This window comes from Paraburkholderia sp. SG-MS1, from assembly GCF_012275575.1.
Classification (GTDB): Bacteria; Pseudomonadota; Gammaproteobacteria; order Burkholderiales; family Burkholderiaceae; genus Paraburkholderia.
In genome coordinates this window covers 1-25408 of record NZ_NPIH01000213.1, presented here as the reverse complement: position 1 = coordinate 25408, position 25408 = coordinate 1, and the positions used below count along the sequence as shown (strand labels likewise).

17 protein-coding genes and 2 pseudogenes are annotated in these 25408 nt (G+C 65.3%); 10 read left to right on the top strand and 9 right to left on the bottom strand.

Translation table 11 applies throughout. From position 1 onward, the window contains the following. Nucleotides 1-134: 134 nt before the first annotated feature. The 3 genes and pseudogenes from CIC12_RS17815 to CIC12_RS17805 all read right to left on the bottom strand — a co-directional run bounded on the left by CIC12_RS17815 (nucleotide 135) and on the right by CIC12_RS17805 (nucleotide 3575). Nucleotides 135-1295 carry an MFS transporter gene (locus tag CIC12_RS17815; protein WP_168665461.1) on the bottom strand — a complete coding sequence of 387 codons (1161 nt, stop codon included), beginning with the start codon at nucleotides 1293-1295 and terminating at the stop codon, nucleotides 135-137. Between the two features lie 150 nt (nucleotides 1296-1445). After that, complete coding sequence (locus CIC12_RS17810) at nucleotides 1446-2612, bottom strand: MFS transporter (RefSeq protein ID WP_168665460.1); 1167 nt, start codon at nucleotides 2610-2612, stop codon at nucleotides 1446-1448. Between the two features lie 213 nt (nucleotides 2613-2825). After that, nucleotides 2826-3575, bottom strand: a pseudogene (locus tag CIC12_RS17805) (crotonase/enoyl-CoA hydratase family protein). A 90-nt stretch (nucleotides 3576-3665) separates the two neighbouring features. On the opposite strand from CIC12_RS17805, the gene CIC12_RS17800 reads away from it, so the two are divergent. Continuing rightward, nucleotides 3666-4310: a plasmid fertility inhibition factor family protein gene (locus CIC12_RS17800; protein WP_168665458.1), complete on the top strand. Its 645-nt coding sequence runs from the start codon at nucleotides 3666-3668 to the stop codon at nucleotides 4308-4310. Between the two features lie 195 nt (nucleotides 4311-4505). On the opposite strand, the gene CIC12_RS17795 is transcribed toward CIC12_RS17800, so the two are convergent. Further along, nucleotides 4506-5504, bottom strand: coding sequence for a 2-hydroxyacid dehydrogenase (locus CIC12_RS17795; protein WP_168665456.1), 999 nt, complete (start codon nucleotides 5502-5504; stop codon nucleotides 4506-4508). A gap of 531 nt (nucleotides 5505-6035) precedes the next feature. Here CIC12_RS17795 and aspT (CIC12_RS17790) point away from each other — a divergent pair. The 4 genes from aspT (CIC12_RS17790) to CIC12_RS17775 all read left to right on the top strand — a co-directional run bounded on the left by aspT (CIC12_RS17790) (nucleotide 6036) and on the right by CIC12_RS17775 (nucleotide 12756). Then, complete coding sequence (aspT, locus tag CIC12_RS17790; RefSeq protein WP_168665454.1) at nucleotides 6036-7724, top strand: aspartate-alanine antiporter; 1689 nt, start codon at nucleotides 6036-6038, stop codon at nucleotides 7722-7724. A gap of 172 nt (nucleotides 7725-7896) precedes the next feature. After that, complete coding sequence (gene aspT, locus CIC12_RS17785) at nucleotides 7897-9579, top strand: aspartate-alanine antiporter (protein ID WP_168665452.1); 1683 nt, start codon at nucleotides 7897-7899, stop codon at nucleotides 9577-9579. 127 nt (nucleotides 9580-9706) lie between these two features. After that, on the top strand, nucleotides 9707-11371 hold the full coding sequence (locus CIC12_RS17780) for a bifunctional aspartate transaminase/aspartate 4-decarboxylase (protein ID WP_168665451.1): 1665 nt from the start codon (nucleotides 9707-9709) through the stop codon (nucleotides 11369-11371). Between the two features lie 161 nt (nucleotides 11372-11532). After that, the gene (locus CIC12_RS17775; RefSeq protein ID WP_168665450.1) at nucleotides 11533-12756 is read left to right on the top strand and encodes a pyridoxal-phosphate-dependent aminotransferase family protein; all 1224 of its coding nucleotides are present in this window, start codon (nucleotides 11533-11535) and stop codon (nucleotides 12754-12756) included. 39 nt (nucleotides 12757-12795) lie between these two features. Here the strand turns inward: CIC12_RS17775 and CIC12_RS17770 are convergent. Then, a pseudogene (locus CIC12_RS17770) lies at nucleotides 12796-13943 on the bottom strand (MFS transporter). A 401-nt stretch (nucleotides 13944-14344) separates the two neighbouring features. Here CIC12_RS17770 and xdhA point away from each other — a divergent pair. Genes xdhA through xdhC form a run of 3 tightly spaced genes read left to right on the top strand, consistent with a single transcriptional unit; the run spans nucleotide 14345 to nucleotide 18892 of the window. Next, a complete protein-coding gene (gene xdhA / locus CIC12_RS17765) occupies nucleotides 14345-15874 on the top strand; it encodes a xanthine dehydrogenase small subunit (RefSeq protein ID WP_168665449.1) in 1530 nt (509 codons plus the stop codon). 38 nt (nucleotides 15875-15912) lie between these two features. After that, the gene (gene xdhB, locus CIC12_RS17760; protein WP_168665448.1) at nucleotides 15913-18279 is read left to right on the top strand and encodes a xanthine dehydrogenase molybdopterin binding subunit; all 2367 of its coding nucleotides are present in this window, start codon (nucleotides 15913-15915) and stop codon (nucleotides 18277-18279) included. Nucleotides 18280-18325: 46 nt separating this feature from the next. Beyond that, nucleotides 18326-18892, top strand: coding sequence for a xanthine dehydrogenase accessory protein XdhC (gene xdhC, locus CIC12_RS17755; RefSeq protein ID WP_168665447.1), 567 nt, complete (start codon nucleotides 18326-18328; stop codon nucleotides 18890-18892). An 82-nt stretch (nucleotides 18893-18974) separates the two neighbouring features. Here xdhC and CIC12_RS17750 read toward each other — a convergent pair whose 3' ends face one another. The 3 genes from CIC12_RS17750 to CIC12_RS17740 all read right to left on the bottom strand — a co-directional run bounded on the left by CIC12_RS17750 (nucleotide 18975) and on the right by CIC12_RS17740 (nucleotide 22535). After that, entirely contained in the window at nucleotides 18975-19961 is a 987-nt protein-coding gene (locus tag CIC12_RS17750; RefSeq protein ID WP_168665446.1) for a LysR substrate-binding domain-containing protein, read from the bottom strand. A 269-nt stretch (nucleotides 19962-20230) separates the two neighbouring features. Then, entirely contained in the window at nucleotides 20231-20872 is a 642-nt protein-coding gene (locus tag CIC12_RS17745) for a 2-hydroxychromene-2-carboxylate isomerase (protein WP_168665445.1), read from the bottom strand. Between the two features lie 91 nt (nucleotides 20873-20963). Beyond that, the gene (locus CIC12_RS17740) at nucleotides 20964-22535 is read right to left on the bottom strand and encodes a TAXI family TRAP transporter solute-binding subunit (protein ID WP_168665443.1); all 1572 of its coding nucleotides are present in this window, start codon (nucleotides 22533-22535) and stop codon (nucleotides 20964-20966) included. A gap of 729 nt (nucleotides 22536-23264) precedes the next feature. Here CIC12_RS17740 and CIC12_RS17735 point away from each other — a divergent pair. Together CIC12_RS17735 and CIC12_RS17730 are read left to right on the top strand one after the other, a co-directional pair. Continuing rightward, entirely contained in the window at nucleotides 23265-23603 is a 339-nt protein-coding gene (locus CIC12_RS17735; protein ID WP_168665441.1) for a BON domain-containing protein, read from the top strand. Nucleotides 23604-23926: 323 nt separating this feature from the next. Beyond that, nucleotides 23927-24175, top strand: coding sequence for a hypothetical protein (locus CIC12_RS17730; protein ID WP_168665478.1), 249 nt, complete (start codon nucleotides 23927-23929; stop codon nucleotides 24173-24175). A 174-nt stretch (nucleotides 24176-24349) separates the two neighbouring features. Here CIC12_RS17730 and CIC12_RS17725 read toward each other — a convergent pair whose 3' ends face one another. Further along, nucleotides 24350-25138 (bottom strand): sulfite exporter TauE/SafE family protein, encoded by a 789-nt coding sequence (locus CIC12_RS17725; RefSeq protein ID WP_168665439.1) that lies wholly within the window; start codon nucleotides 25136-25138, stop codon nucleotides 24350-24352. Nucleotides 25139-25408 lie beyond the last annotated feature (270 nt).

Sequence of the window (25408 nt, the reverse complement as noted above, 5' to 3'; positions counted from 1 at the left end):
AGCGTGCTGACCGCAAGATCGGATCGAGCGCGCAGTGCCACGCGTTGCGCTAGCCGGGACCGCGATGCGCCGCTGTCGGCCGTTGCCTGTCGTCCGCCAGCGATGGATGGCGCACGGCCGTCAACGCTCGCCCGTCAGCCGGCGGCTCGCAGCGGCGCGCGACGCTTTTCCCACCAGGCGGCGGCGAGAAACGCGAACGCCGCGAACAGCAGCACGCCGACCATCGCGTCGTTGCCGACGCCCTTCATCAGCGCGCCGGCGACCAGCGGGCCGCCGAAACTGGCCGCGCTCCACGACGCGCCCACCAGCGAACTCGCCGATACCAGCGCTACGCCGCGAAAGCGCTCGCCGCAGGCGACCAGCGACAGCGTATAGATCGCGCCCGCGGCCGCGCCGAGCACGTACAGCAGCGGCCAGCACAGCCATGGCGACCTGATCGCCCAGGGCAAGCACGGCAGCAACGCCACGACGACCACCCCGCAGCCGATATGCACGCGTTCGCGGCCGAGCCGGTCAGCGAGCCAGCCGATCGGAAACTGCATCGTCGTATCGCCGAGCAGCAGGGCCGACGCGAACAGCACCGCCACCTCGCTTGCAATGCCGTGCGACATCGCGAACAGCGGCAGCAGCGACAGCGCGATCGTGTCGAACAGCGCGAAGAAGCCGGTGCCGATGACGAGGGCAGGCATCTGCGGCAGCACGTGGCGCCAGCTGTCGTGGGCGGCGTGCTCGTCGTCGGAGGCTCGCGGCGTCGTGCGGATCGCGGCGAGCATCGGCAGCGCAAGCAGGAAAATCGCGCCGCAGATCAGAAAGCGCGAATGCGTGAAGCCCGCGATCTGGCTCACGAGCACCGGGCCCGACATCTGGAACAGCGTGAAGTTGGTCGCGTAGATCGCAATCACGCGGCCGCGCGACGCGTCGTCGGCCAACTGGTTGACCCAAGCCTCGCCGATCGTGAACAGCAGCATCAGGGCCGCGCCGCACAGCACGCGCAACAGCGCCCACAGCCACAGGTTCGATGTGAGCTGCATGAGCGCGGTGGCGAGCGCGACCGCCAGCACCGCGCCGACGATCACCTCGCGGCCGCCGAAACGCGCCGCGATCCAGCCGGCCACCGGCACGACGAGGAGGCCGCCGCCCGCTTGCGCGGCGCTCAGCAGGCCGACGACGTCGGTGCCGAAGCCGGCTTGCGTCAGTGCAAGGGCGGTCAGCGGCAGCGTGGCGCCGCTGCCGAGCCCGACGACGGCGACGCTGAGGATCAGGGCGAGGAAATCGCGAGTGAAGATGACTTTCATCGGCCGGGATGCTACTACGGCTGATAGGCGTTGGCACGGTGGGGGGCTTGCAGGACGCGCCAACGGGCGCTGCGCAAAGGGGCAAGACAGAACGCTCGCCACAGGCGCCTCGCGCTGGCGCGCGACTGACGATCCGTAATGTGCGTGACCTTAACCCGCCACCGCCACCTTCTGCGCGCGCCGGTCGATCGACACCGACCACAGCGTCAGCAGCAGCGCGCCGATCGAGGTCGCCACGCCGACCCATGGCAGCGTCGTGAGCGGCGCGCCCGCGCCGATCGCCATCCCGCCGAGCCATGCACCCGTCGCGTTGCCGAGGTTGAAGGCGCCCTGGTTCAAGGTGGACGCGAGATTCGGCGCACTGCTCGCGCGATCGACGATCAGCATCTGCAGCGGTGGCACGATCGCGAAAGCGAGGATGCCCCATACGAAAATCGTGATCATCGCGGGGATCTGCACGTGCATCGTGCCCGCGAAGACGGTCAGGATCACGACGATTGCCAGCAGGAACGCGACCAGCGACGGCATCAGCCGCCAGTCGGCGAGCTTGCCGCCGAGCGTGCTGCCGACGGTCAGCCCGAGGCCGAACAGCAGCAGCACCAGCGTGACCGCGTGCGGCGTGAAGCCGGCCACGTCCTCGAGAATCGGCGTGATGTAGGTGAAGGTGGAAAAGAGGCTCGCCGACGCGAGCACGCTGATGCCGAGCACCATCAGCACCTGCGGGTTTTTCAGCACGCTGAATTCGTGGACGAGACTCGCCTTGCGCATCTCGATCTTCGCCGGCAGGCACACGGCGAGCGCGGCCGCCGCGACGAGGCCGATGCCCGTCACCGCCCAGAAGGTCGCGCGCCAGCCCACGGCCTGGCCGAGCGCCGTGCCGAGAGGCACGCCGAGCACGTTGGCGAGCGTGAGACCGGTGAACATCAGCGCGATGGCTTGCGCGCGGCGGTTCGGCGCGACGAGCCCCGCGGCCACCACCGAGCCGATGCCGAAAAACGCCCCATGACAGAACGCCGTGACGATGCGCGCGGCCATCAGCACCGCGTAACCCGGCGCAACTGCGCACAGCAGATTGCCGACGATGAACACGCCGATCAAACTCATCAGCGCCTTCTTGCGCGGCATGTTGGCGACCGCGATCGCGACGATCGGCGCGCCGATCGTGACGCCGAGCGCATAGGCCGACACCAGCATGCCGGCGGCCGGAATCGACACGGACAGATCGCGCGCGACGTCGGGCAGCAGCCCCATGATCACGAATTCGGTGGTACCGATTCCAAACGCGGCAACGGCAAGGGCAAGCAGGGGCAAAGGCATGGTGACGGAGCGTGAATCGGCGCGACGGGGAACGTCGCGCGGCAGGCGCGCGTTTTCGGGACGAGAACGCCGGCGCTGTGCGGGGGAAACAGTAGGGGATTCTACCTAAGTCGAAACCGCCATGCTGATCGCCGAGGGGGATGTTGTTTTTTGTGAAAACGGGGCGGCGGATCAGGCGGATTGCGCCAATCGGCCCCTCGCGCCTGACTCACCTCAATCGACACCGTTGATGAACCGCGCCGCCCCGGCGAGCCCTTCTTCGAAGACTGCCCGATACCCCCCGGCGCCTTCGCGCCGAAGCGCTTCAGCGATATCGTCGAGCGGGCTGTTTTCCAGCGCCGAGCGGCGGTCGGCCAGCAATGCCGCCTAAGGAAACGCAGCTAGCTCCGCAGCCATCCGCTCGGCCGCCGCGCGCGCCGCGCCCTTCGCTACGACGCGATTCGCCAGTCCCATGGCAAGCGCTTCGTCGGCGCTCACCGCGCGCCCGGTCAGGATCAGATCCAGTGCCCGCGACAGCCCGATCAACCGCGGCAAGCGGATCGTGCCGCCGTCGATCAGCGGAATGCCGACGCGCCGGCAGAACACGCCCAGCACCGCATCGTTCTCGACGACCCGCAGATCGCATAGCGCCGCCAGCTCCAGGCCGCCCGCCACCGCGTAGCCCGCAATCGCCGCGATCACCGGCTTGCTGAAGCTCATTCGCGTCGGTCCCATCGGACCGGGGCCGCTGCCGTCGGCATGCAGTTCGTTACGGCGGGTGTNCGTGCCGCCCGCGCCGAACAGCACCGCCGCGCGCCAGGCCGGCTCCGCTTCGAAGCGGCTGAACGCGGCGCGCAATGCTTCGGCGACCGGACGGTCGACCGCGTTACGCCGCGCGGGCCGCTCCAGAACGATGGTGGCGACGCCGCGGTCCTCGTCGGCTTCGATGCGCACGTACTCACTGAAATTTTGAGTGGTTATCATCGTCATCTATCTGAAGGTCAAGGTCCGCCCGTGCGTGTGGGGCGATTTGTGCAGCGTGCTCATGCAGAGCAATTAATTCCGTGGCCTGTCATGCATCTTTCACAGTCGACTCGTAGCGTGGGCGCTCTATTCACGCGCTGGCGTTGGTTTTCCAGCTTATCGAGTCTGCCTTTGCCCTTGTCCAATTCACCGCCAGCCGCTACGCCGGCGAGTCTTCCCGATGGACTTCCTTCGGGGCGTGCCGAAACCGTCTGGATCGTGCCGTTGCACGAACACTCATGGTACGACCATGTGCGCCTGAAGCGCGTCTTCGTCACCGACGGCACACGGCATCAGGTCGTGCTGGTCGACATGCGCAAGCTGCTTGTCTGCGCGGATCGCGACAACACGGACTACGTGTTGAAGCCGGTTGCCGAATGGCATTCAGGCAAGGTGCGCGGTATTCGTGAGTTTCTCGACCCCGAGAGCGAACGCATTCCACAGATGCCGTACGTGACGATCTCGATGCGCCGCGCGCCGGGGTTGCTCGGCTGGCTGGGTCTGGAGCGCGAAGGGGTGGTGGCGTTTCGCAACGGCCAGCATCGCGCGCGTTATCTGGCCGATGCGGGCGCGCGTTGGTGTCCGGTGGAAGTGCATGAGCGCGAAGCGGCGTTGCTGCGCGAAGTCTGCGGCGCGGCGGACGATGCCCGTACGGCGATTCGTGCGATTCCGCCGGCGGGTGAGAAGAGCGTATAGCGCGCTGTGTGATGGTGTCGATGCTGCGCGGGCATGATGCGCTCGACGCGCGGCTAAAGGCGCAAGCCCCCGAACTCCAACGCGTCAACCTGCGACCCGCCGTGGCGGGCACTGCCAGTGCAGCGCTCGGCATGACGCGCGGCATAAGTCGCTCGACGCGCGACCAAGCCCTCAACGCACAACCGACGCCTCCGCCTACCCCGCAGCATGAACCGCGTTGCGCGGCGTGCCGGCCTGCCATGCCGCGACGTTCCCGAGCGTGGTTTGCGCGATCTCGCTCATCGCCTCGCGCGTGAAGAACGCCTGATGCGCGGTGACGATCACGTTCGGGAACATCAGGAGCCGCGCGAGCACGTCGTCCTGCAACGGCAGATTCGAGTGATCCTCGAAGAAGATGCCGCTTTCCTCCTCGTACACGTCGAGCCCGAGATGACCGAGCTGGCCGTCCTTCAACGCGCCGACCAGCGCATTGGCCTCGACGAGTCCGCCGCGGCCGGTGTTGACCAGCATCGCGCCGCGTTTCATCTTCGCAAGAGCGGGTCCGTCGATCAGATGATAGGTGGCCGGCACGAGCGGGCAGTGCAGACTGACGACGTCGGATTCGGCGAGCAGCGTGTCAAGCGGCACATAGCGCGCGCCGAGCGCGAGCAGGTCGTCGGCGGGCGCGCCGGGATCATGCGCGAGCACGCGCATGCCGAAGCCCGCCATGATGCGCCCGAACACCCGGCCGATCATGCCGGTGCCGACCACACCCACGGTCTTGCCGTGCAGATCGAAACCGAGCAGCCCATGCAGCGAGAAGTCGCCTTCGCGGGTGCGCGCCGCGGCGCGCGGCAGACGCCGGTTCAGCGCGAGGATCAGCCCGACCGCATGTTCGGCGACCGCGTGCGGCGAGTAGGCCGGCACCCGCGCGACCGTCATGCCTAGCCGTTCGGCCGCTGCGAGGTCGACGTGATTGAAGCCTGCGGAGCGTAGCGCAATCAGACGCGTGCCGCCCGCATGGAGCCGCTCGAGCACGGCGGCGTCGACGTTGTCATTGACGAACGGGCACACCACTTCGTAGCCCTGTGCGAGGATCGCCGTTTCGGCGTCGAGATGAGACTCCTGGAAATGCAGCTCATAGGCGTGGGCGGCATTGGCTTCGGTAAACGTGTCGCTGTCGTACTGGCGGCTACTGAACAGGATCATGCGCATGTCGGGACTCCGGAGAAGGCGGTTGGGCTTTGAATAGGCGGACTCACGGGCATGGCGGCTCACGGTCAGTATAAATTACCCCTCGCAATAGTCACCTTCGGACGAAAATCCCCGCCACCCTCTTCATTCGTCTTTACGCAGGATCGTATTACGCGAATTCGACTCGTCTAAATGAAAATAATATTGACAGGGGTGCCGAACTACAATATTTATTAAAAAGCAGACTATAAGCATGACGAATCATGCTGGAAGAAATAGGCCCCAGCGAATAATGTTTTTTCACAGCGTCAGGCAACTTCGCGAGGAAAGCGTGACTGTCCAGCCAGCGGAAAAACTTTCTCGTCCCTTTGCTGCGGCGCGACATGCTTGCCGCAATGCCTGTTGCATCATTTCCTTGCCATAACCCGCGTTTCGTCTGGCGCCCTGCCAGCGGCTATTGATTGCTGATCCACCTGGTCAGTCAGGTTTGTTCGAATTCCGAGCGAGTGTCTTCAGTGTGCTGCTAATAAACCCGTTAATCGGGGAGACAACATGATCGGTGAATTGCTGAGATCGCAACGGGAGATCGCGCTGTTCGCAAGCCTTGCAATTGGTTATTTTATCGGCTCGTTTAGGGTGGGACCGATTCAGCTCGGTGGCGTATGCGGCACCTTGATTGTCGCATTGATATTGGGTCAGACGGGCGCGCGGCTCGCTCCCGATCTGAAGAACATCGCGTTCGCGCTGTTCATCTTCGCGCTCGGCTTTACCGGCGGCCCGCAGTTTTTCGCCAACATCGGCCGGGGCTGGCGCTACGGTTTGCTGTCGATCGTCGAGATCGTGTCGGTGCTCGTGCTGATCATGATCGCGGTGAGCGTGCTGCGGCTCGACATCGGCACGGCGGCGGGTCTGCTCGCGGGCGCCGCGACGGAGTCGGCGGTGATCGGCACGGCGTCCGAGGCGATCGGCAAGCTCGGTCTCGGCGACGCGGAAACGTTGCGCCTGCAGGCCAACATCGTGACCGCCTACAGCGTGAGCTACCTGTTTGGCCTGATCACCATCGTGCTGTTCACCAGCCAGTTCGCGCCGTTGCTGCTGCGTATCAATCTGCGTGACGAAGCGCAGCGCGTGTGGCGCAAGCTCGGCGGCGAGGGCGCGTTCAGCGAGGGGCAGCGGGCGGCGGCGCCGGCGCTCGTGGGCCGCGCGTTCAGGGTGGGCTCGGCGGCCGGCGCCACGATCCAGGAGTTCGAACAGCAGCACGGCTTCAATCTCACCATCGAACAGCTTCAGCGCAACGGCGCGAACGTGCCGGTCGAACCGTCATTGCGCCTCACGGCGGATGACCTCGTCCTCGTGGCGGGGCGGCGCGAAGCCGTGGTTGCGGCGGCGGCCAGTCTTGGCGAAGAAGTGGATGGCGCGGGCTTCGGCCAGGTCTTTGCAGAGAAGCTCGACGTCGTGTTGACGCGGGGCGACCTGCATGGCCGGACGATCGCGCAGGTGCGTGACCAGGCGAAGCCGGAAGATGGACGCGGCGTCTACATCGCGGCCGTCACGCGGCTCGAAACCACGGTGCCCGCGCTGCCCGGCACCGAGCTCAATCGCGGCGACGTGCTGACGCTGGTCGGCGCGAAGGCCAACGTCGAGCGCGGCGCGAAGCGGCTCGGCTACGTGCTCCCCGCAACCCAGAAAACCGACTTCGTCTATCTCGGCCTCGGCGTGCTGGTCGGCATGGCGATCGGCCGCCTCGGCGGACAGATCGGCGGCGTGTCGATCGCGCTCGGCACGGGCGGCGGCTGTCTGCTGTCCGGCCTGCTGTTCGGCTGGATCCGGTCACGTCATCCGCTGGTCGGCTCGCTGCCGTCGGCGGCCGCGCAAATTCTCAAGGACTTCGGCCTCGCCACTTTCATCGCCGCGGTGGGTTTGTCGGCGGGACCGGACGCGATCAAGCTGGTGCGCGCGTACGGCCTCGCGCTGCCCGTCGCCGGCATTTTGATGGTGCTGGTGCCGGGCCTGCTGTCGCTGTGGATCGGCCACATGTTCCTCAAGCTCGATGCGCCGATGCTGCTCGGCGCCATCGCCGGCCAGCAATGCAGCACCCCCGCCATCAGCGCGCTGGTGGGCGTGACCGGCAACTCGACGCCGGTGATCGGCTACACGATCACCTACGCACTCTCGAACATTCTGTTGCCTCTGATGGGGCCCGTGGTGGTGGGCCTCGCGGGCAAAGTCGGGTCGGCGTAGGCAGGTCAACCCGGCGAGGCCAGGGGGCGAGCGGATGCGCTACGCGCGGCGGCTGTCGCATCAGGCATGTGGTGGCATGAAGCACGCGATCAGCGGCGCACGACATATCCGCGCAGCGCATGCACAGGTAGCACCCAGTACTCAGTATCGCCAACTAATTAGCGAGGGCACGATGGACTGGCTACACCATATCTTTCAGAAATCCCCCGAGATTGCGCTGTTTCTGTCGCTTGCGGTCGGCTACTTCATCGGGCAGATCAACTTCGGTAAGTTTCAGCTGGGCGGCGTCGGCGGCTCGTTGCTGGCGGCGGTCGTGATCAGCCAGGCGGGCGTGACGATCGACAACGGCGTGAAGTCGGTGATGTTCGCCGTGTTCATCTACGCGGTCGGCTACGACTCCGGTCCCGGCTTCTTCAATTCGCTGAACCGCAAGACGCTGCGTGAGATCGCGATGGCGGTGTTCCTCGCCGTGAGCGCGCTCATCACCGTGGTGGTATGCGCGAAGCTGTTCCACCTGAACAAAGGTCTCGCGGCCGGACTTGCCGGCGGCGCGCTGACGCAATCGGCGATTATCGGCACGGCGGGCGATGCGATCGCGCGCCTCGGGCTGCCGGCCGATCAGGTCAAGTCGCTGCAATCGGACGTGGCGATTGCCTACGCGGTGACTTACGTGTTCGGGTCGCTCGGCGCGATCATCGTCTGCGTGAACATCCTGCCGAAGTTCATGGGGCAAGGTCTGCGGGAGGCCTCGATCGAAGCGGAACGCGAGCTCGCGGCGGGTGCGTCGGCACGCGGGCCGGGGCAGATTCTCGCGCTGCCGGAGTTGGTGGGACGGGCGTACAAGATCGACGTCAGCGCGGGCAAGACGGTGAAGGCCGTCGAGACGCTGCATGAGGATTACCTGACGATCGAGCGCATCAAGCGCGACGGCAAGACGCTCGAACCGACGCCCGATCTGATGCTGAAGCCCGACGACGTGGTGCTGGTGGTGGGCCGCCGCGAGGCGGTGGTCGCCTTCGGCGCGAACGGCAACGAAGTCGCCGACACCGGCGACGTCGGCGTCGTCATGCAGACACGCGAAGGTGTCTTCACCAAGAAGGGAATGAACCACACGACACTCGCCGCCGCGCGCGAACTCGTGGATCGCGACATGCGCCACGGCGTCTACATCCAAAGCATCACGCGCGCTGGCCAGCCGCTGCCAATCCTGCCGGAAACCAAAGTCGAGCACGGCGACGTCATCACCTTCTACGGTTCGCCGAAAGACACCAAGCGCGCGGTCGACGCCGCCGGCTACGAATTGCCCTACAGCAACAAGACCGACTTCATCTACATGGGCGTTGGCCTCGTGCTGGGCTTGCTGATCGGGCTGATCGTCCTCAACGTCGGCGGCATTCCGCTCACGCTCGGCTCGGGGGGCGGCTGTCTGCTGGCCGGCCTGCTGTTCGGCTGGATGCGCGGCAAGCATCCGATGTACGGCGCGATGCCGTCGGCCGCGTCGCAATTGCTCAAGGACTTCGGGCTCGCCGCGTTCGTCGCGGTGGTGGGCCTGAACTCCGGCTTGCAGGCGGTGGTAACGGTCAAGCAGAGCGGCCTGACGATCTTCCTGCTCGGCGTGTTCGTCACGTTATTCCCGCTGCTGCTGACCATGCTGTTCGGCCGCTACGTGCTCAAGTACAACAATGCGGCGATTCTGGCCGGCGCACTGTCGGGCTCGCGCAGCGCGAACCCGGCCTTCGGCGGCGTGCTCGACAAGGCGGAAAGCGCGGTGCCGACCGTGCCGTTCGCGATCACTTATGCGATCGCGAACGTCGCCCTGACCTTGCTCGGGCCGCTCGTGGTCGGGCTCGTGTAGTGGCGTGCCGCTCACGCGTGCAGTGCACGTGTAGCGCGCGCATCCATCGATCTCTGTTACGCCGGCTGCAACCGGGCAATGGTTCGATACGCCGGCGTCTTTCACCTGGCTCATTGGAGAACGCATCATGGCAAAAGAGAAGAGCGACAAGAAACAAGGGGGCATGGCGCAACCCGGACTGTCCGCGCTCAGCCCGTTCGAACTGAAGGACGAGCTGATCAAGGCCGCCGGCGGCGGCGCCGTGGAGCGGCCTGCCAACGCGTCGATGCTCAACGCGGGGCGCGGCAATCCGAACTTTCTCGCGACCATTCCACGTCACGGGTTCTGGCAACTCGGTCTCTTTGCGATGCGCGAATCGGAGCGCTCGTTTGCGTTCATGCCGGAAGGCATTGGCGGTTTTCCGAAGCGTGAAGGCCTGACGGAACGCTTCGACCTGTTCCTGCGCGAGAACAAGGGCGTCGCGGGCATCGACTTCCTGCGTGGCGCGGTCTCCTATGTCCGCGATCAGCTGGGCTACTCGGCCGGCGACTTCCTGTATGAAATGTGCGAGGGGATACTCGCGTCGAACTATCCGGTGCCCGACCGCATGCTCAAGCTGTCCGAACTGATCGTCGGGCAGTATCTGCGTCGCGAGATGATCGGCGATCATCCGTTCATCGGCGAGTTCGACATTTTCGCGGTGGAAGGCGGCACGGCGGCGATGACGTACATCTTCAACACGATGCGCGAGAATCACCTGATCAAACCGGGCGACACGATCGCGCTCGGCATGCCGATCTTCACACCGTACATCGAGATTCCGCGTCTGAACGACTATCAGCTGAATGTCGTCAATCTCAATGCCGGCGTCGAGAACAACTGGCAATACTCGAACGAAGAACTCGACAAGCTGCGTGACCCGAAGGTAAAGGCGTTCTTTCTGGTGAATCCGAGCAACCCGCCCTCAGTGCGGATCAGCGACGAGAGTCTCCAATACATTGCCGACATCGTCAAAGAGCGGCCGGATCTGATCCTGCTCACCGACGACGTGTACGGCACGTTCGCCGACAACTTCGTGTCGCTGTTCGCGCTCGCGCCGAAGAACACCATCCTCGTGTATTCGTATTCGAAGTACTTCGGCGCAACCGGCTGGCGGCTCGGCACCATCGCCACGCATCGCGACAACGTGCTCGACAGGCTGATCGCCGAGTTGCCGAAAGACGCGAAGAAGCAGTTGCACGAGCGTTACGAATCGATCACGACCGAGCCGGACAAGCTCAAGTTCATCGATCGCCTCGTGGCCGACAGCCGCACCGTCGCGCTGAACCATACAGCGGGTTTGTCGACGCCGCAGCAGGTGCAGATGGTGCTGTTTTCGCTGTTCTCGCTGATGGACACGCCCGACGCCTACAAGAACGCGTTGAAGCGCCTGATCCGCAGCCGCAAGCGTGCGCTGTACGAAGAGGTCGGCATCTCGTTCGAGGACGACGACGCGAATCAGGTCGACTACTACACGATTCTCGACGTCGAATTCCTCGGCGAGCGGGCGTATGGTCGAGAGTTTGTCGAATGGCTTTATAAGAACACGGAGCCTTCCGAGTTGCTGTTCCGTCTCGCGCGCGAAGCACGGGTCGTGCTGCTGCCGGGCCGAGGCTTCGGGACCCAGCATCCGTCGGGGCGGGTATCGCTCGCCAATCTCAACGAGGCCGACTACCGGAAAATCGGCCGTGCGCTGCGCAGGCTGATGGAAGAGTATGTGGAGCGCTTCAACGCGGCGACCGGCAAGAAGCTCGACAAGACCAAGGTGAAATGACGCATGAAGGGGCGCCCCCGTTGGCGCCGTCGCCTCATCAGGCATAGTCAAAAAACTTGCGCAATCGCGCGGATCAGTGAATGATCGGACGAGTGGCCTCACCGGCGTCATGGCCGGTGAGGCCACTCGTTCCTCTGCGTCCTGACATTCACGTACCGATCATGCCCACTTCATCACCTTCTACCGTTGCTTCCGTAGTGCCCTGTCCGGTTGTCGAATCGCTCGACGCCATCCTTCCCGAAGAGCCGCTTCTGATGATGGGCGCTGGCCCCGTGCCGATTCCCGCCGCCGTGGCCAAGGCCAACACGATCGTGATCAATCACCTGGGCGGCGCGATGGTGAAGGTGATCACTCAGGTGAAGACGATGGCGCGCTACGTGTTCCAGACGCAATCGAAGTGGGTGCTGGGCGTGGCGGGACCGGGATCGGCCGCGATGGAGATGGCGATCTCCAACCTCGCGTGGGAAGGCACGCGCGTGCTGTGCATCAAGAACGGCTTTTTCAGCGACCGCATGGGCGAAATGGGCCGGCGTGTGGGCGCGAAAGTGAGCACGCTCGAAGTCGCGGACCGCTCGGTGGCGAGCCTCGAACAGATCGCCGAGGCGATTCGCCGCGAGCGTCCCGAGGTGGTCACGGTCGTGCAAGGCGAAACGTCGAACACGGTGTGGAATTACCACTTGAAGGATATTGCGGCGCTCGCCAAAGCTTCAGGCGCGCTGGTGATCGTCGACGCGGTGTGCACGCTGAGCACGATGCCGCTGGAGATGGACGCGTGGGGCATCGACGCGGTCATCACGGGCGGGCAGAAGGGTTTGTCGTCGATCCCGGGCGTCTCGCTGATCGCGTTTTCCGATGCGGCCTGGGCGCGCGTCAAAGGACGCACCGCACCGAATGCGCATTGGTGCCTGGATGCATCGCTCGCGGAGAACTTCTGGCATAACGCCGGCTATCACTACACCGCGCCGGTCTCGGGCGTGCTTGCGTTGCACGAGGCGTTGCGGCTGGTGTGCGCGGAGACGCTCGAGAAGCGCTTCGCCCGGCATCTCAAATGTTCGCTGGCGTTGCAGGACGGCGTGACGGCGCTTGGCTTGCAGTTGTATGCGCCCGAAGCGTGCCGCCTGAACTCGGTGGTCGGCATCGAAGTGCCGGGCGGTTTGACTCCCGCGGATGTCTGCTCGCATATTTCGCGGCAGCATCAGGTGGAAATTTCGGGCTCGTTTGGTTTGCCGATCGTCCGGATCGGGCAGATGGGCGAGCAATGCCGCGAACACAATCTTTTCCGCACCGTGCATGCGCTCGGCAGGACGATGGTGGATCTCGGCGTGAAGGTCGATTTGCCGGCCGGCGTCGCGGCGCTCGAACGCGGGTTGTCGGAAGGAAAGTAGTTTTTTGCCTGCGCCAAGCGCAGGCAAAAAACAATTCTGTCACAGCGCGGCGGGCTGGCCAGTCACCTTGGCGTTGCGCAGATAGAGCACGGTCGACAGCACGACCGCCGCCGCAGCAGCAACCGCGGCAAACAGGAACACGGACCCATAGCCGAATTCCCCGGCGATATAACCGGCCAGCGGCCCGGTAATCCCGAGCGACAGATCGAGAAACACGGAATACGCCGACAGCGCCGCACCACGGCTCGCAGGCGGCACGAGTCCGACCGCTTCGACGCCGAGTNGGGCGCGAGCCACAACATCAGCAGGCCCACGCATTCGAACGAGAACGAGGCAATCGCCACGCGAAATCCGCCGTAGGTCTTGATCGTGTTGGCGAACAGCAGGCGCGCGCCGATGAATAGCGTGCCGAACACCGTCAGCGACAAAGCCGCATTCGGCCAGTTCTTCGCCGCATAAAACAACGTGATGAAAGTCGCGATCGAGCCGAAGCCGGCCGAGCCGAGCGCGAGGCCGATGCCATGCGGCAGCACCCGCGTGAATACGCTGCGATACGACATCCGCTCGCCGTGAACGAGCGGTACCGGCGCGATCTGGCGAGCCAGATAGAAACCGAGCGCGGCCAGCGCAATCACCAGAATGCCGAGCGCGGCAAAGCCGACCGCGTGCGCGATCGCGACGCCGAGCGGCGCACCGATCGCCAGCGCGCCATATGTCGCGATGCCGTTCCACGAAATCACCCGGGCGTTGTTGCTCGTGCCGACCCGGCCGATGCCCCACAGAATCGCGCCGGTGCCGCACAGGCTTTCGCCGAAGCCGAGCACGAGCCGGCTGAACACCAGCAGCGTGAGACTCAGCACCGGCCAATGGCCGCACAACACGGCCAGCAGCAGCAGGACGCCGCTCGCGCCGCAACCCAGCAGACCGATCGACACCGTGCGTTTGGGCCCCAGCGTATCGGCGGAGCGGCCGGCGAGCGGCCGCGAAGCCAGCGTCGCCAGGTATTGCACGCTGATGGCCGCGCCGGCCAGCACCGCGCTGTAGCCGAGATCGCCGTGGACGTAGCCGGGCAGCACCGCCAGCGGAATGCCGATCGTCAGATAACAAAGAAACGTGAAAAAGACGACCGGAATGATCTGGAGGGTCGTCGCAAATTCGCTGCGAGGTGGCGCGGAGTAAGAAGGCATGGGGAAAACGAGACTTGAATTCGGCGGGAAGGCGTGATTTTCCCATGGAACCGATTCCCTTGCTGCATTTGCATAATTCGCCGACCGGCAGGTCGGCGTCGGGAACCCCCATAGCGGACCGATTTCGCCTGTTCCGTTGACCGTCATTTTGACTGACGAGCAGGGCGTGCCATGATCAGTAATGACCATAATTCTGCAAAAACTTCCAATACGCGGCAAAAATCTCGTTCCAACATAAGCCAACCCGCTCTCGAACGACCCTGCATATCGCCTCGCGAATATGTCCCCCATGCGATCCGCGCTATGGGTTGTCTTTATTGACGGTGATAGCTTTCAAACCATCGCTGCAGCACGTCCCCACGGACACAGAACATTCGAGATTAATTCGAGAGTAACGAGACATGACTGAGCCGATTCGCTTCTATCACCGCAACGCGATCCGCGAGATCAAGGACGCGCCCGTCACCCGTACGGTCCTGCAGTATTTGCGCGAGGACGCGCATTGCACCGGCACCAAGGAAGGCTGCGCCGAAGGCGACTGCGGCGCGTGCACGGTCGTGCTCGGCGAGCGCAACGAAGCGGGCGGCGTCGACTTCAAGGCGGTCAACGCGTGCATCCAGTTCGTGCCGACCCTCGACGGCAAAGCGCTCTACACCGTCGAAGATCTGCGTCAGCCCGATGGTTCGCTGCATCCGGTGCAGGAGGCGATGGTGGAATGTCACGGCTCGCAATGCGGCTTCTGCACGCCGGGTTTCATCATGTCGATGTGGTCGCTGTACGAAAAGCACGGTCACGAGCAGAGCTGCGCGAACCGCACGGTGCCGTCGCGCGAAGCGATCAGCAATGCGTTGACCGGCAATCTGTGCCGCTGCACCGGTTATCGGCCGATCGTCGATGCGGCTGTGCGCATGTTCGACGCGCCCGCGCCGAAAGCGCCGGTGAACGTCGCCGCGCTCGCCGCCACGCTCGCCACGCTGGCGCGCGAGAACACCTTCCACTATGAGCACGCCGGTCAGCAGTTCGACGCGCCGCGCAGCGTCGCCGCGCTCGCGAAGATCAAGGAAGCCCAGCCGGGCGCGCGCATTCTCGCCGGCAGCACCGACATCGGCCTATGGGTCACGAAACAGATGCGCGAGCTGGGCAACCTCGTCTACGTCGGGCAGATTGCCGAATTGCAGAAGCTCGAAACTAACGGCGAGTGGATCACGGTCGGCGCGGGCGTGAGCGTCGAGAAGGCTTATGCGGAGATCGCGAAGCAGTACCCCGAATTGACCGAGATGTGGCAGCGCTTCGCTTCGCTGCCGATTCGCAATGCCGGCACGCTCGGCGGCAATATCGCCAACGGCTCGCCGATCGGCGATTCGATGCCGGGTCTGATCGCGCTCGGCGCGCGTGTGATCGTGCGCGGCGGCGAGATCGAGCGCGAGATGCCGCTCGAAGACCTGTACCTCGCATATCAGAAGAAGGACATGGCCGAGCACGAGTTCGTCGTTGGGCTGAAAGTGCCGACGCGCACCGGCGCGCGCGCGAATCTGCAATTTCGCACCTACAAGCTCTCGAAGCGTTTCGATTCGGATATCTCGGCGGTGTGTGCCGCGTTCTCGTTCATCGCCGACGGCAAGCTGATTCGCGAGCCGCGCATCGCGTTCGGCGGGATGGCCGCGACGCCCAAACGCGCGACGCATGCCGAAGCCGTGCTGTGCGACGCCGAATGGCACGAGGCCACCGCGCAGGCCGGGATGCTCGCGCTCGGCAACGACTACGCGCCGCTGTCCGACATGCGCGCGACCAGCGACTACCGGCTCGAAGCCGCGAAGAACACGCTGTACCGCTTCTGGCTCGAAACGCGTGCGCATAATCCGCTGCCCAAAAGCGCGCTCGACGTGCGCGCGGTCGCCGCCGCCTGCGCGCCTGCCGCCGCGAGCGTCTGATCCGCGGTCAGCCTACGAAGGATACGGAGAACATCACAATGAATCAGCAAGCCGAGCCGTTCCTGAAAGACCTTCGGGATCTCGACGACTTCACCCAAGTCCATGTGTCGCGTCCGCACGAGTCCGCGCATCTGCACGTGAGCGGCCGCGCCACCTATACCGACGACATCCCGACGCTCGCCGGCACGTTGCACGCCGCGCTCGGGCTGTCGTCGAAAGCGCATGCGAAGATCGTGTCGATCTCGGTGGACAAGGTGCGCGCGACACCCGGCGTGGTCGCCATCTTCACCGCCGACGACATCCCCGGCGTCAACGACGTGGGCCCGATCATCCACGGCGACGATCCGATTCTCGCCGACGGCCTCGTGCAATACATCGGCCAGCCGATCTTCATCGTGGTCGCGACCTCGCACGAAACGGCGCGGCTCGCCGCGCGGCGCGCCGAGATCGTCTACGAGGAATTGCCGGCGATTCTGACCGCGCAGCAGGCGCGCGCCGCGAACCAGCGCGTGTTGCCGCCGATGAAGCTCGCGCGCGGCGAAGCCGCGACGAAGATCGCTCGCGCCACGCATCGCGAGGCCGGCGAGATGCTGCTCGGCGGTCAGGAGCAGTTCTATCTGGAAGGCCAGATTTCGTACGCGGTGCCGAAGGACGACGACGGCATGCACGTCTACTGTTCGACGCAGCACCCGACCGAAATGCAGCACATGGTCGCTCACGCGCTGGGCGTGGCTTCCCACAACGTGCTGATCGAATGCCGGCGCATGGGCGGCGGCTTCGGCGGCAAGGAATCGCAATCGGGTCTGTTTGCGTGCTGCGCGGCGCTCGCCGCATGGAAGCTGCTGTGCCCGGTGAAACTGCGCCCCGACCGCGACGACGACATGATGGTCACGGGCAAGCGCCACGATTTTCATTACACGTATGAAGTGGGTTACGACGACCAGGGCGTGATCGACGGCGTGTCGGTCGACATGACCTCGCGCTGCGGTTTTTCCGCCGACCTGTCCGGCCCGGTGATGACGCGCGCGATGTGCCACTTCGACAACGCGTACTGGCTCCCGGACGTGACGATCGACGGCTTCTGCGGCAAGACCAACACGCAGTCGAATACCGCGTTCCGCGGCTTCGGCGGGCCGCAAGGCGCGTTCGCGATCGAATACATCATGGACAACGTCGCGCGTTCGGTGGGCGTCGATGCGCTCGACGTGCGCCGCCGCAATCTGTACGGCAAGACCGAGCGCAACCAGACGCCGTATGGCCAGCTCGTCGAAGACAACGTGATTCACGAACTGATCGACGAACTCGAGGCGACCAGCGAATACCGTGCGCGCCGCGCGGCGATCGACGAATTCAACGCGAACAACGAAGTGCTGAAAAAGGGCCTCGCGCTGACGCCGGTCAAATTCGGCATCGCGTTCAATGTGACGCACTTCAACCAGGCCGGCGCGCTCGTGCATATCTACACCGACGGTTCGGTGCTGGTGAACCACGGCGGCACCGAAATGGGCCAAGGGTTGAACACCAAGGTCGCACAGGTGGTCGCGCATGAACTGGGCGTCGGCTTTAACCGCATTCGCGTGACGGCCACCGATACCAGCAAGATCGCCAATACATCGGCCACCGCTGCGTCGACCGGGTCCGATCTGAACGGCAAGGCCGCGCAGGATGCCGCGCGGCAGTTGCGCGAACGCCTCTCAGCATTCGCCGCCGAACGTTTCGGCGCCGGACAGGTGAATGCCGCCGACGTGCGCTTCGCGCACGACCGCGTGGTGGTCGGCGAGGTGGTCGTGCCGTTCGAAGAGGTGATTGCGAAGGCCTACATCGCGCGAGTCCAGCTCTGGTCGGACGGCTTCTATGCGACGCCGAAGCTCTATTGGGATCAGTCGACACTGCAGGGCCGGCCGTTTTATTACTACTCGTATGGCGCGGCGGTGTCGGAAGTCGTGATCGACACGCTGACCGGCGAAATGCGCGTGCTGCGCGCGGACGCGTTGCATGACGTGGGCGCGTCGCTGAACCCGGCGCTCGACGTCGGCCAGGTGGAAGGCGCGTTCATCCAGGGGATGGGCTGGCTCACGACCGAGGAGTTGTGGTGGAACGCGGGCGGCAAGCTGATGACGCACGCGCCGTCGACCTACAAGATTCCGACGGTGAACGACACGCCGCCGGACTTCCGTGTGCGCCTTTTCAAGAACCGCAATGCCGAGGACAGCATCCATCGTTCGAAAGCGACCGGCGAGCCGCCGTTGCTGTTGCCGTTCTCGGTGTTCTTTGCGGTGCGCGATGCGGTGTCGGCGGTCGGCGCTCACAAGGTCAATCCGCCGCTGAATGCGCCAGCGACCAGCGAGGAAATTCTCAAGGCGGTCGGCGCGGTGCGGGCCGCCGCCGCATCGGCGCGGCAATGAGCGCGGCACGACGCGCGCGAACAATCTACACACAGGGAGGATCGCCATGAACGATTTCTCGTCCGTTCAGATCGGCCGGCGCAGCGCCCCGCAAATGCCGCATCCGGCGCCGATGCATATCGTGTTGTTCGGCGCGGGGCATGTCGGGCATGCGCTCGTCAGGCTGCTCGGCAGCTTGCCGTGCCTCGTGCGGTGGGTCGACGAGCGCGACGAACTGTTCCCGGACGAGACGCCCGCCAACGTGCAGATCGAAGCGACCGACACGCCGGATGCAGTCGTCGATGCGGCGCCGCCCGGCGCCTACTTTCTCGTGATGACGCATAACCACGCGCTCGATTTCTCGCTTGCCGCGCGCATCATGCGGCGGCGCGATTTCACCTACTTTGGCATGATCGGTTCGCAGACCAAGCGGGTGAAATTCGAGCGGCGCTTGCTCGAACGCGGCGTGGAAGCGGATCGGCTTGCGGAGATGACGTGTCCGATCGGCGTGCATGGCATCGTCGACAAGGCGCCGCCGGCGATAGCGGTTGCGGTGTGCGCGGAGTTGCTGCAGATCAGGACCCGCCACGTGGTGGCGCAGATCGCGACGCAAAAGATCTGCGCGATGGTTTGACGAGGCGGCGCCTCGCCGCAGGCATTCGCGAGAGCGGCCTATGCGAAGGTTCAAAGCCAGACGTGAGTGCCGCACAAAACCTTCAGTTCTGTTTGCCCGGCTCTTCTTTTTGCCGAGGCCGCTTCGCGCGCCTGACCTTTTGCGCGATCAACCCATCCGATACCTCGGACATCAACGCCCGCAGCCACCCGACATCGCTCGGCCGGTCCGGCTGCGGGTGCCATAGCTGATAGCACTTGATGCGCGGAAACGCGATCGGTACCTCGACCACCGCGAGCGGCAGCATGTCCGCGTAGTGCATCGCGAAGCGGCGCGTCGTCGTGAAGATCAGATCCGATTGCAGCAGAGTCTGCGGCACCAGCCCGAAGTAGGGCAGCGTCGCGACGATCCGCCGCTCGGCGTGCGCGCGCGCGAAACCGGTGTCGATCGCGCCGCCGCGCGCGCCGCTGTACGGCGTCGGCGCGAGGTGGGGCGCGGCGAGATAGGCGTCGCGCGTGAGCGGCGCGCGGGTCAGCGGATGGTCGGCGCGCATCAGGCACACGACGGTATCGGAGAACAGATCGCTGCGCTCGAACCGCGCATCCGGTTTCGGCCAGTTGCCGATCACCAGATCGAGTTCGCCGGCGTCGAGTGCGGCCGGGTGATCGAGCAGCGGACCGAGCGATTCGATTTCGAGCCGCGCATGCGGCGCCGCTTCGCGAAATTGCGCGATCACGGTCGGCATGAAGAAGTCGTTCAGATAATCCGGCGCGGCCACGCGAAAGGTGCGGCGTGAGCGGGCGGGATCGAAGTCGCCGTGCGGCGTCGCGACGAAATCGACTTCGCGCAGCACGCGTTGCGCACTCGCCAGCAGCGATTCGCCATATTCGGTCGGCACCATGCCGGATTTGCCGCGCACGAGGATCGGGTCGTTCAGCGTCTCGCGCAGTTTGCGCAGCGCGGTGCTGATGGCCGGCTGGGTCTGGTTCAGACGCAGCGCGGTCTGCGTGACGCTGCGCTCGACCAGCAGCGTGCGCAGCACGCGCACGAGCCAGATATCGAGTGAGGCGGGGGTGTCGTCGTCATCCATGGTTTGAGCGGGGCGGTGCGGACGGAGTGTGCCCGGATGAAGCGCGGCACGAAGCCGGTTCGCGACACGGCCCGCGCGCGGGGCGCAAAGGTACAACCTTAGGCCCGTTTGCGGTGTAGCGGCATAGCACGCGCGGTATGGCCGGCATCAGCGGGGTTTGTTTCGGTGCAATTCAGGTGAAGCCCAAGCCGAAGCCGGGCAAACCGCGACGCGGGAACGAGGAACGGCAAACCAAGCCGCCCGCTGAAGCCCCGCCCTCGCTGCGCCGGCTAGTCCACCAGCCCCGACGGCAACGAACTGATCCGCTTGACCTCCCGCGATTCGAGCCAGTTCGGCGTGCGTGCGCAGTACAGCACCATCGGCAGCGCGTCTTCTCCCCAGAACAGCTGATCGTTCAGACGAAAGGTCGGCACGCCGTACACCCCGAGCCCGATCGCATCGACCGTATTGCGCTTCAATTGCGCTTTCACTTCCTCGCTTTTGATGCGCTCCGGCCCGTCCGGCATACCGACGCGTTCACATAGTTCGGCGAAGTCCGCATCGCTCGACGGATCGCGGCCTTCGCGCCAGATGAAGCGGAAAATCTCACGCACGAAGCTGATGTCGCCGTTCGCGGCCGTGGCCAGCAGCAGCGGCTTCATCGAATCGAACGGATGCGCCGGCGGCATCTTGTACGGAATGCCGAGCTGTTCCGCGCGAAACAGCGCGTGCCGGTACATGAAGGTGCGCTTGGCGGGCACGCTGTAAGCGGGCCGCTGTCCCCAGTGAGCGTACAGGTCGTTCAGCACCACCGGCGTGAATGCAAAGTCGAAGCCGGGCCATTTGTCGTGTTGCTCGAGCAACAGGTACGTGAACGGCGAGACAAAGTCGTAAAACCACAGCGGTTGCCTGGCGTCGATGCCAACGGTCATAAATGTCTCCCGAATTGCGTGTCTGACGATGCGTTCGCTACAACGTCAAAATTGTAATGATCTTACGCGGTGCAGCCACGGCTTGCACCGTTCAATAGGGTTTGGCGGCGCTCCCGCCAGGATTGGCCGGGTCGGCGGCGGGGCCGGGCGTCGCGCCGAGTTCCGCCGCTTCATGTGCCTGATGCCCGGCATTCGCCTCACCACGGGCCGAGGGCGGTGCGATGTCGCCGCCACTGGCTGCAGCCGGGCCGCGCGCGTCTTGCTCGCGCGATTCGCCGTCCGGCCGGCCGTCGTCCGCATCCTCCGCATCGTCACGCTGGGCCTCGCGGCTTTGCGTCAGCCGCCGGCGCACGAAACCGATATGCTCGCGCAGCACATAAAACTGGTCCGCATAGGCGAGGGGCATCTTCAATCCGTTGACCGACTCCTCGATTGCGTCGAGCTGTTCGATCAACGACGCGCGTTCGGCGGCCGAATGTTCGCTGAGCGCGCTGCGCTCGATCGCGATCAGCGAGCCGTACCAGCGATAAATCCGCGATTTCACCCGCCACGCATAGAGCCCCGGCACGACGCGCAAGGCTGGCACCAGCAGCACGACCAGCGGCACCACGATCACCAGCAGCCGGTCGGCGAGACTCGCGACCCAGAACGGCAGGGTCCGGTAGAGGAAACTCTTGCCCGACTTGTAGTAGCGCGCGGCGTCGTCGCTGATGGGGAAATCGTGCGCGATCGGCGCGGGGAATTCGCCGGCGCGCTGCATGATGCTCGCGCCGCCGTGCACCTCGCGCGCGGCTTCGATCAGCAGATCCGACAACGCGGGATGCAGCGAGTCGCGCGCCACCAGCTCGGCGGTCGGCGCGACGATGCTGATCGACGCCGAAGGCAGATTCTTGCCGAGGTCGAATGACCCCATCGGCATTTTCAGCTGGGTCAGGAACGGAAAGCGGCGCGTGTACGCCTCGGCCTGCGTGAAATCGTAGAAACGCACGTTCGGCGTGCGATACAGCTTGCCCATGACCGCCGGCTGCGCGGAGTCGCCGGCGAGGAAGGCCGCGTCGACCTTGCCGGAGATGAGCGCGTCGGCGGCGGCGTCGCCCGAGAGCGGCAGCAGCTTGGTCGCAGCGCCCGGCACGATGCCGTTGGCCTTGAGCAACGCGAGCGCCAGCTCGCGCGTGCCGCTGCCCTCGGCGCCGACCGCCAGCCGCTGGCCCTTGAACTCGGACAGCCACATGACGGGCGGGCCGTGATAGAAGATCGCGAGCGGCACATACGCGACGCTGCCGAGCGACATCAGGTTTTTGTTCACCGCCCCGGGCGCGACACCGCCCTGCACGAAGCCGACATCGACGTTCGCCTGCGGGTCCGACAGCCGCTTGAGATTCTGCAGCGACCCTTCCGAGGCCAGCACATTCACGGTAATGCGGTTGCGCGCGAGAATCGTCTTGTACTTCTGCGCGGCGTTCCAGAAGGTGCTGCCCTCGGGGCCGGTGGTGATCGTGAGCGTGCTGGGCGGGGCGGGCTGGATCAGCCGCACGGCGGCCCAGATCGCGACGACGGCGAGCAGCACGAGCGGCCCGAACGAGACCGCCAGATCGCGCCAGGAGATTGCGACAAAACGGGCGACGAGACGGGGAGGGCCTTTGCGGCCGGTGGCGGGCTTCATCGGATGACGTGAGGGCTACGGTCGAAAGTGGACATGGGCGGCGCTCGGCGGCGCACGAACGGAGCGAGGCGCTCGGTGCGCGCGAGCCAGGTCGGGCGTGCCGGCCGTGGCGGATATCGTGCAAACCGCGCGGTCGCGCGCGTCGCGCCGATGGTACCTGAGATTCATAACACGGCGAAACGCGCGGCGGCGCCAGACGCGGACAAACCCGTAACAAATGGTGAACGCGGTGGGACCGCCCATAGGAACATGGCGTGCAGGCGGTGTGCATGCCGGAGAAGTCCAGCGCTCGGATGGAGCGGCTGTCACACGCCTGGCGCATGCATGGAGAATGCGTGGCAAATGCGTGGCAAATGCGTGGCACAAGGCCCACACCCGACGCCGCCGCGTGCCGCGCGGATGACTAAACCCTTTGCGCTTCCGGCGCGCCTGGATTAAATTGAGGATCGCTGCCGCGAACCAGGGTTTGCGCGGCGTGACCCGGCACCACACCAGAACCGGGCACGCTCTCGAACGTCGCGGCTTGCCGGTTCCGTACCGCAGGCATGCCCGTCATCGCATGCGGCAAACGGCAGCCGGTTTCTCCCGCCTCTCGCATACGTGTTGCAGCCAAAGCCGGCCGTCGCCGGGACGCACCTCGCTGCGTGTCCCCTCGTGCACGGCCGCCGGTAGTCGTAACGAAACCGCTTGTACACGCGGTCCAATGTGAAACCAAGGAGAAGGGAAACCATGAAATCTGTCGGTTATCTGAAAACGCTGGGTTCGGTCGTGGCAATGGTGCTGGCGTGCAACGTCTACGCCCAGTCGAACGATGCGCCGTCGTCGGCGGCGGCAACGGTCAAGGCCGGCAAGCGGGCGAACAACGAACTGGGCCGCAAGGTCCGGGGCGCCCTCACCAAGACGCAAGGCCTCGACGTGTCGAACATTTCCGTGCGGGCTCGCTCCGGCGCGGTGACGCTGTCGGGCACGGTGCCCGACCAAGGCCAGATCGATGCCGCCAGCGAAGCCGCGAAGGGCGTCGCGGGCGTCAAGTCGGTGTCGAACAAGCTGACCGTGATGCAACAGTAATCAGTCTGTCATGCGCGCGCGGCACGAATCCGGCTGCGCCCGGCGGACTTGACCGGCGCACGCGGCGCCTCGCGGATGCAACAGGGTGGAGGCGGCTCGACACCGCGTGCGCGATGGTGAAGCAGGTGTGTCCCAAGGCTCCGGCTCAATGCCGGAGCTTTTTTTGCCTTGATTTTTTGGCGCAATGCTTTCTCGGAACCGCGCTGTTGCTTCCCGGTTGCGTATTGGCCGCCGTCGATGCTGAAGACTTCTCCGTGCGCTGTGACACAGACCTGACGCGGTGCGAAGCGTACCGTGAACGCATGGGAATCGGAGTCAATGCCATGGAAACCACGTTGTTGCGCTACACCGATCTGCCGATCGGCGATCGGGCGGCTTTCGAGCTGGTCTGCGCGCGGCACGGCTTCGCGCCGGTGCACTTCGACATCAGTGCCTGCGCGAAGGCCGGCGAGCCCGCGCATGAACGTCTCATCACCGTGCGGCGCGCCGGCTGGACGCAGTCGTACCGCGACAGTCACGGCCAATGGATCAGGCAGTTCGAAGCCGATCTGACCAGCAGGTTCTTCAAGTAGAGGCGGAGCGGCGCCCTGTTGATGTCGGCGCGGGGCTGACGCTCAGGTCGATGCTGACGTTGGGGCTCAGCTTGCCGGCTGGGTCGACGCCGACGTTAGCGCGTCAGTTGCCACTTGGGTCGACGCGACGTCAGCGCACAGGTCGACCCTCACATCAGCGCCTGCGCCGATGCATCACGCCATCACGAGCCGCACGCCCACCAGTGTCAGCGTGGCCGCGAGCAGGTTGCGCAGCAGCACATCCGGCGCGCGCGACGACAGGTAGCTGCCGATCGCGATACCCGGCAGCGATCCGACCAGCAGCGACGCCAGCATCGACCAGTCGACCGAACCCAGCAGCCAATGCCCCGCGCCCGCCAGCAGCGTGAGCGGCACCGCATGCGCGATGTCCGAGCCGACGATACGCGTGGTCGGCAGCAACGGATACAGCAGCAGCAACACGGTCACGCCGATCGCGCCCGCGCCCACCGACGTCAGCGACACCAGCACGCCGAGTATCGCGCCGGTCAGCATGGTCAGGGCGAGTGTGCGTCCCTGCTTCGGCTTGCGTTGGCCGCGCGCGCCGAGCGCCGCGAGCTGCGGCCGGAACACCAGCGCCACCGCCGTGATCAGCAGCGCCGCGCCGAGCACGATCTGGATCAGCCGGCTCGCGCCCGGCGTGTCCATCCCGTAGCGATGCAGCAGGATCAGCGTGATCGTCGCGGCAGGCACGCTGCCGGCGGCGAGGCGCAGGGTGATCTGCCAGTCGACGGAGCCCTTCAGGCCGTGCACGAGCGTGCCGGTCGCCTTGGTGGCGGCCGCGTACAGCAGGTCGGTGCCGACCGCGGTAGCCGGATGCACGTTGAACAGCAGAACCAGGATCGGCGTCATCAGCGAGCCGCCGCCGACGCCCGTCAATCCGACCAGAAAGCCGACGAACAGGCCGGAGACGGAGTACAGCAGATCGATGTAGGGAAGTGCCATTGAGCAGACCGCTGACGGTCGGATGGGTGGAAGGATCGCGCGGCGGGGCCGGCGCGTGTGGGCCGCCAAAAGCCGCAAGCAGCGACGCGCAGTGCGGGTCCGCACAGGCGCACTAGAGGCGCGCCACTGCCGCCGCGGCGCGGCGAAAGCCGCTATTGTCGCAAAACTGCCGCGCTTGCGTACGGAACACGGTCGAGCGCGCTGCGGGTCGCGTGACCGGTCCGGTTCAAAGCGCGCGGCGAATCTCGACGACGCCGAACGCCGCCAGCG

Bases quoted from the DNA above. Each gene is read 5' to 3' on its own strand.
- CIC12_RS17800 (WP_168665458.1), top strand. From the start codon at position 3,666: ATGCATCTTTCACAGTCGACTCGTAGCGTGGGCGCTCTATTCACGCGC.
- xdhC (WP_168665447.1), top strand. From the start codon at position 18,326: ATGAACGATTTCTCGTCCGTTCAGATCGGCCGGCGCAGCGCCCCGCAA.
- CIC12_RS17725 (WP_168665439.1), bottom strand. From the start codon at position 25,138: ATGGCACTTCCCTACATCGATCTGCTGTACTCCGTCTCCGGCCTGTTC.
- xdhB (WP_168665448.1), top strand. From the start codon at position 15,913: ATGAATCAGCAAGCCGAGCCGTTCCTGAAAGACCTTCGGGATCTCGAC.
- CIC12_RS17745 (WP_168665445.1), bottom strand. From the start codon at position 20,872: ATGACCGTTGGCATCGACGCCAGGCAACCGCTGTGGTTTTACGACTTT.
- CIC12_RS17810 (WP_168665460.1), bottom strand. From the start codon at position 2,612: ATGCCTTTGCCCCTGCTTGCCCTTGCCGTTGCCGCGTTTGGAATCGGT.
- CIC12_RS17750 (WP_168665446.1), bottom strand. From the start codon at position 19,961: ATGGATGACGACGACACCCCCGCCTCACTCGATATCTGGCTCGTGCGC.
- CIC12_RS17775 (WP_168665450.1), top strand. From the start codon at position 11,533: ATGCCCACTTCATCACCTTCTACCGTTGCTTCCGTAGTGCCCTGTCCG.
- CIC12_RS17795 (WP_168665456.1), bottom strand. From the start codon at position 5,504: ATGCGCATGATCCTGTTCAGTAGCCGCCAGTACGACAGCGACACGTTT.
- CIC12_RS17780 (WP_168665451.1), top strand. From the start codon at position 9,707: ATGGCAAAAGAGAAGAGCGACAAGAAACAAGGGGGCATGGCGCAACCC.
- CIC12_RS17735 (WP_168665441.1), top strand. From the start codon at position 23,265: ATGAAATCTGTCGGTTATCTGAAAACGCTGGGTTCGGTCGTGGCAATG.
- xdhA (WP_168665449.1), top strand. From the start codon at position 14,345: ATGACTGAGCCGATTCGCTTCTATCACCGCAACGCGATCCGCGAGATC.
- aspT (WP_168665454.1), top strand. From the start codon at position 6,036: ATGATCGGTGAATTGCTGAGATCGCAACGGGAGATCGCGCTGTTCGCA.
- CIC12_RS17730 (WP_168665478.1), top strand. From the start codon at position 23,927: ATGGAAACCACGTTGTTGCGCTACACCGATCTGCCGATCGGCGATCGG.
- CIC12_RS17815 (WP_168665461.1), bottom strand. From the start codon at position 1,295: ATGAAAGTCATCTTCACTCGCGATTTCCTCGCCCTGATCCTCAGCGTC.
- CIC12_RS17740 (WP_168665443.1), bottom strand. From the start codon at position 22,535: ATGAAGCCCGCCACCGGCCGCAAAGGCCCTCCCCGTCTCGTCGCCCGT.
- aspT (WP_168665452.1), top strand. From the start codon at position 7,897: ATGGACTGGCTACACCATATCTTTCAGAAATCCCCCGAGATTGCGCTG.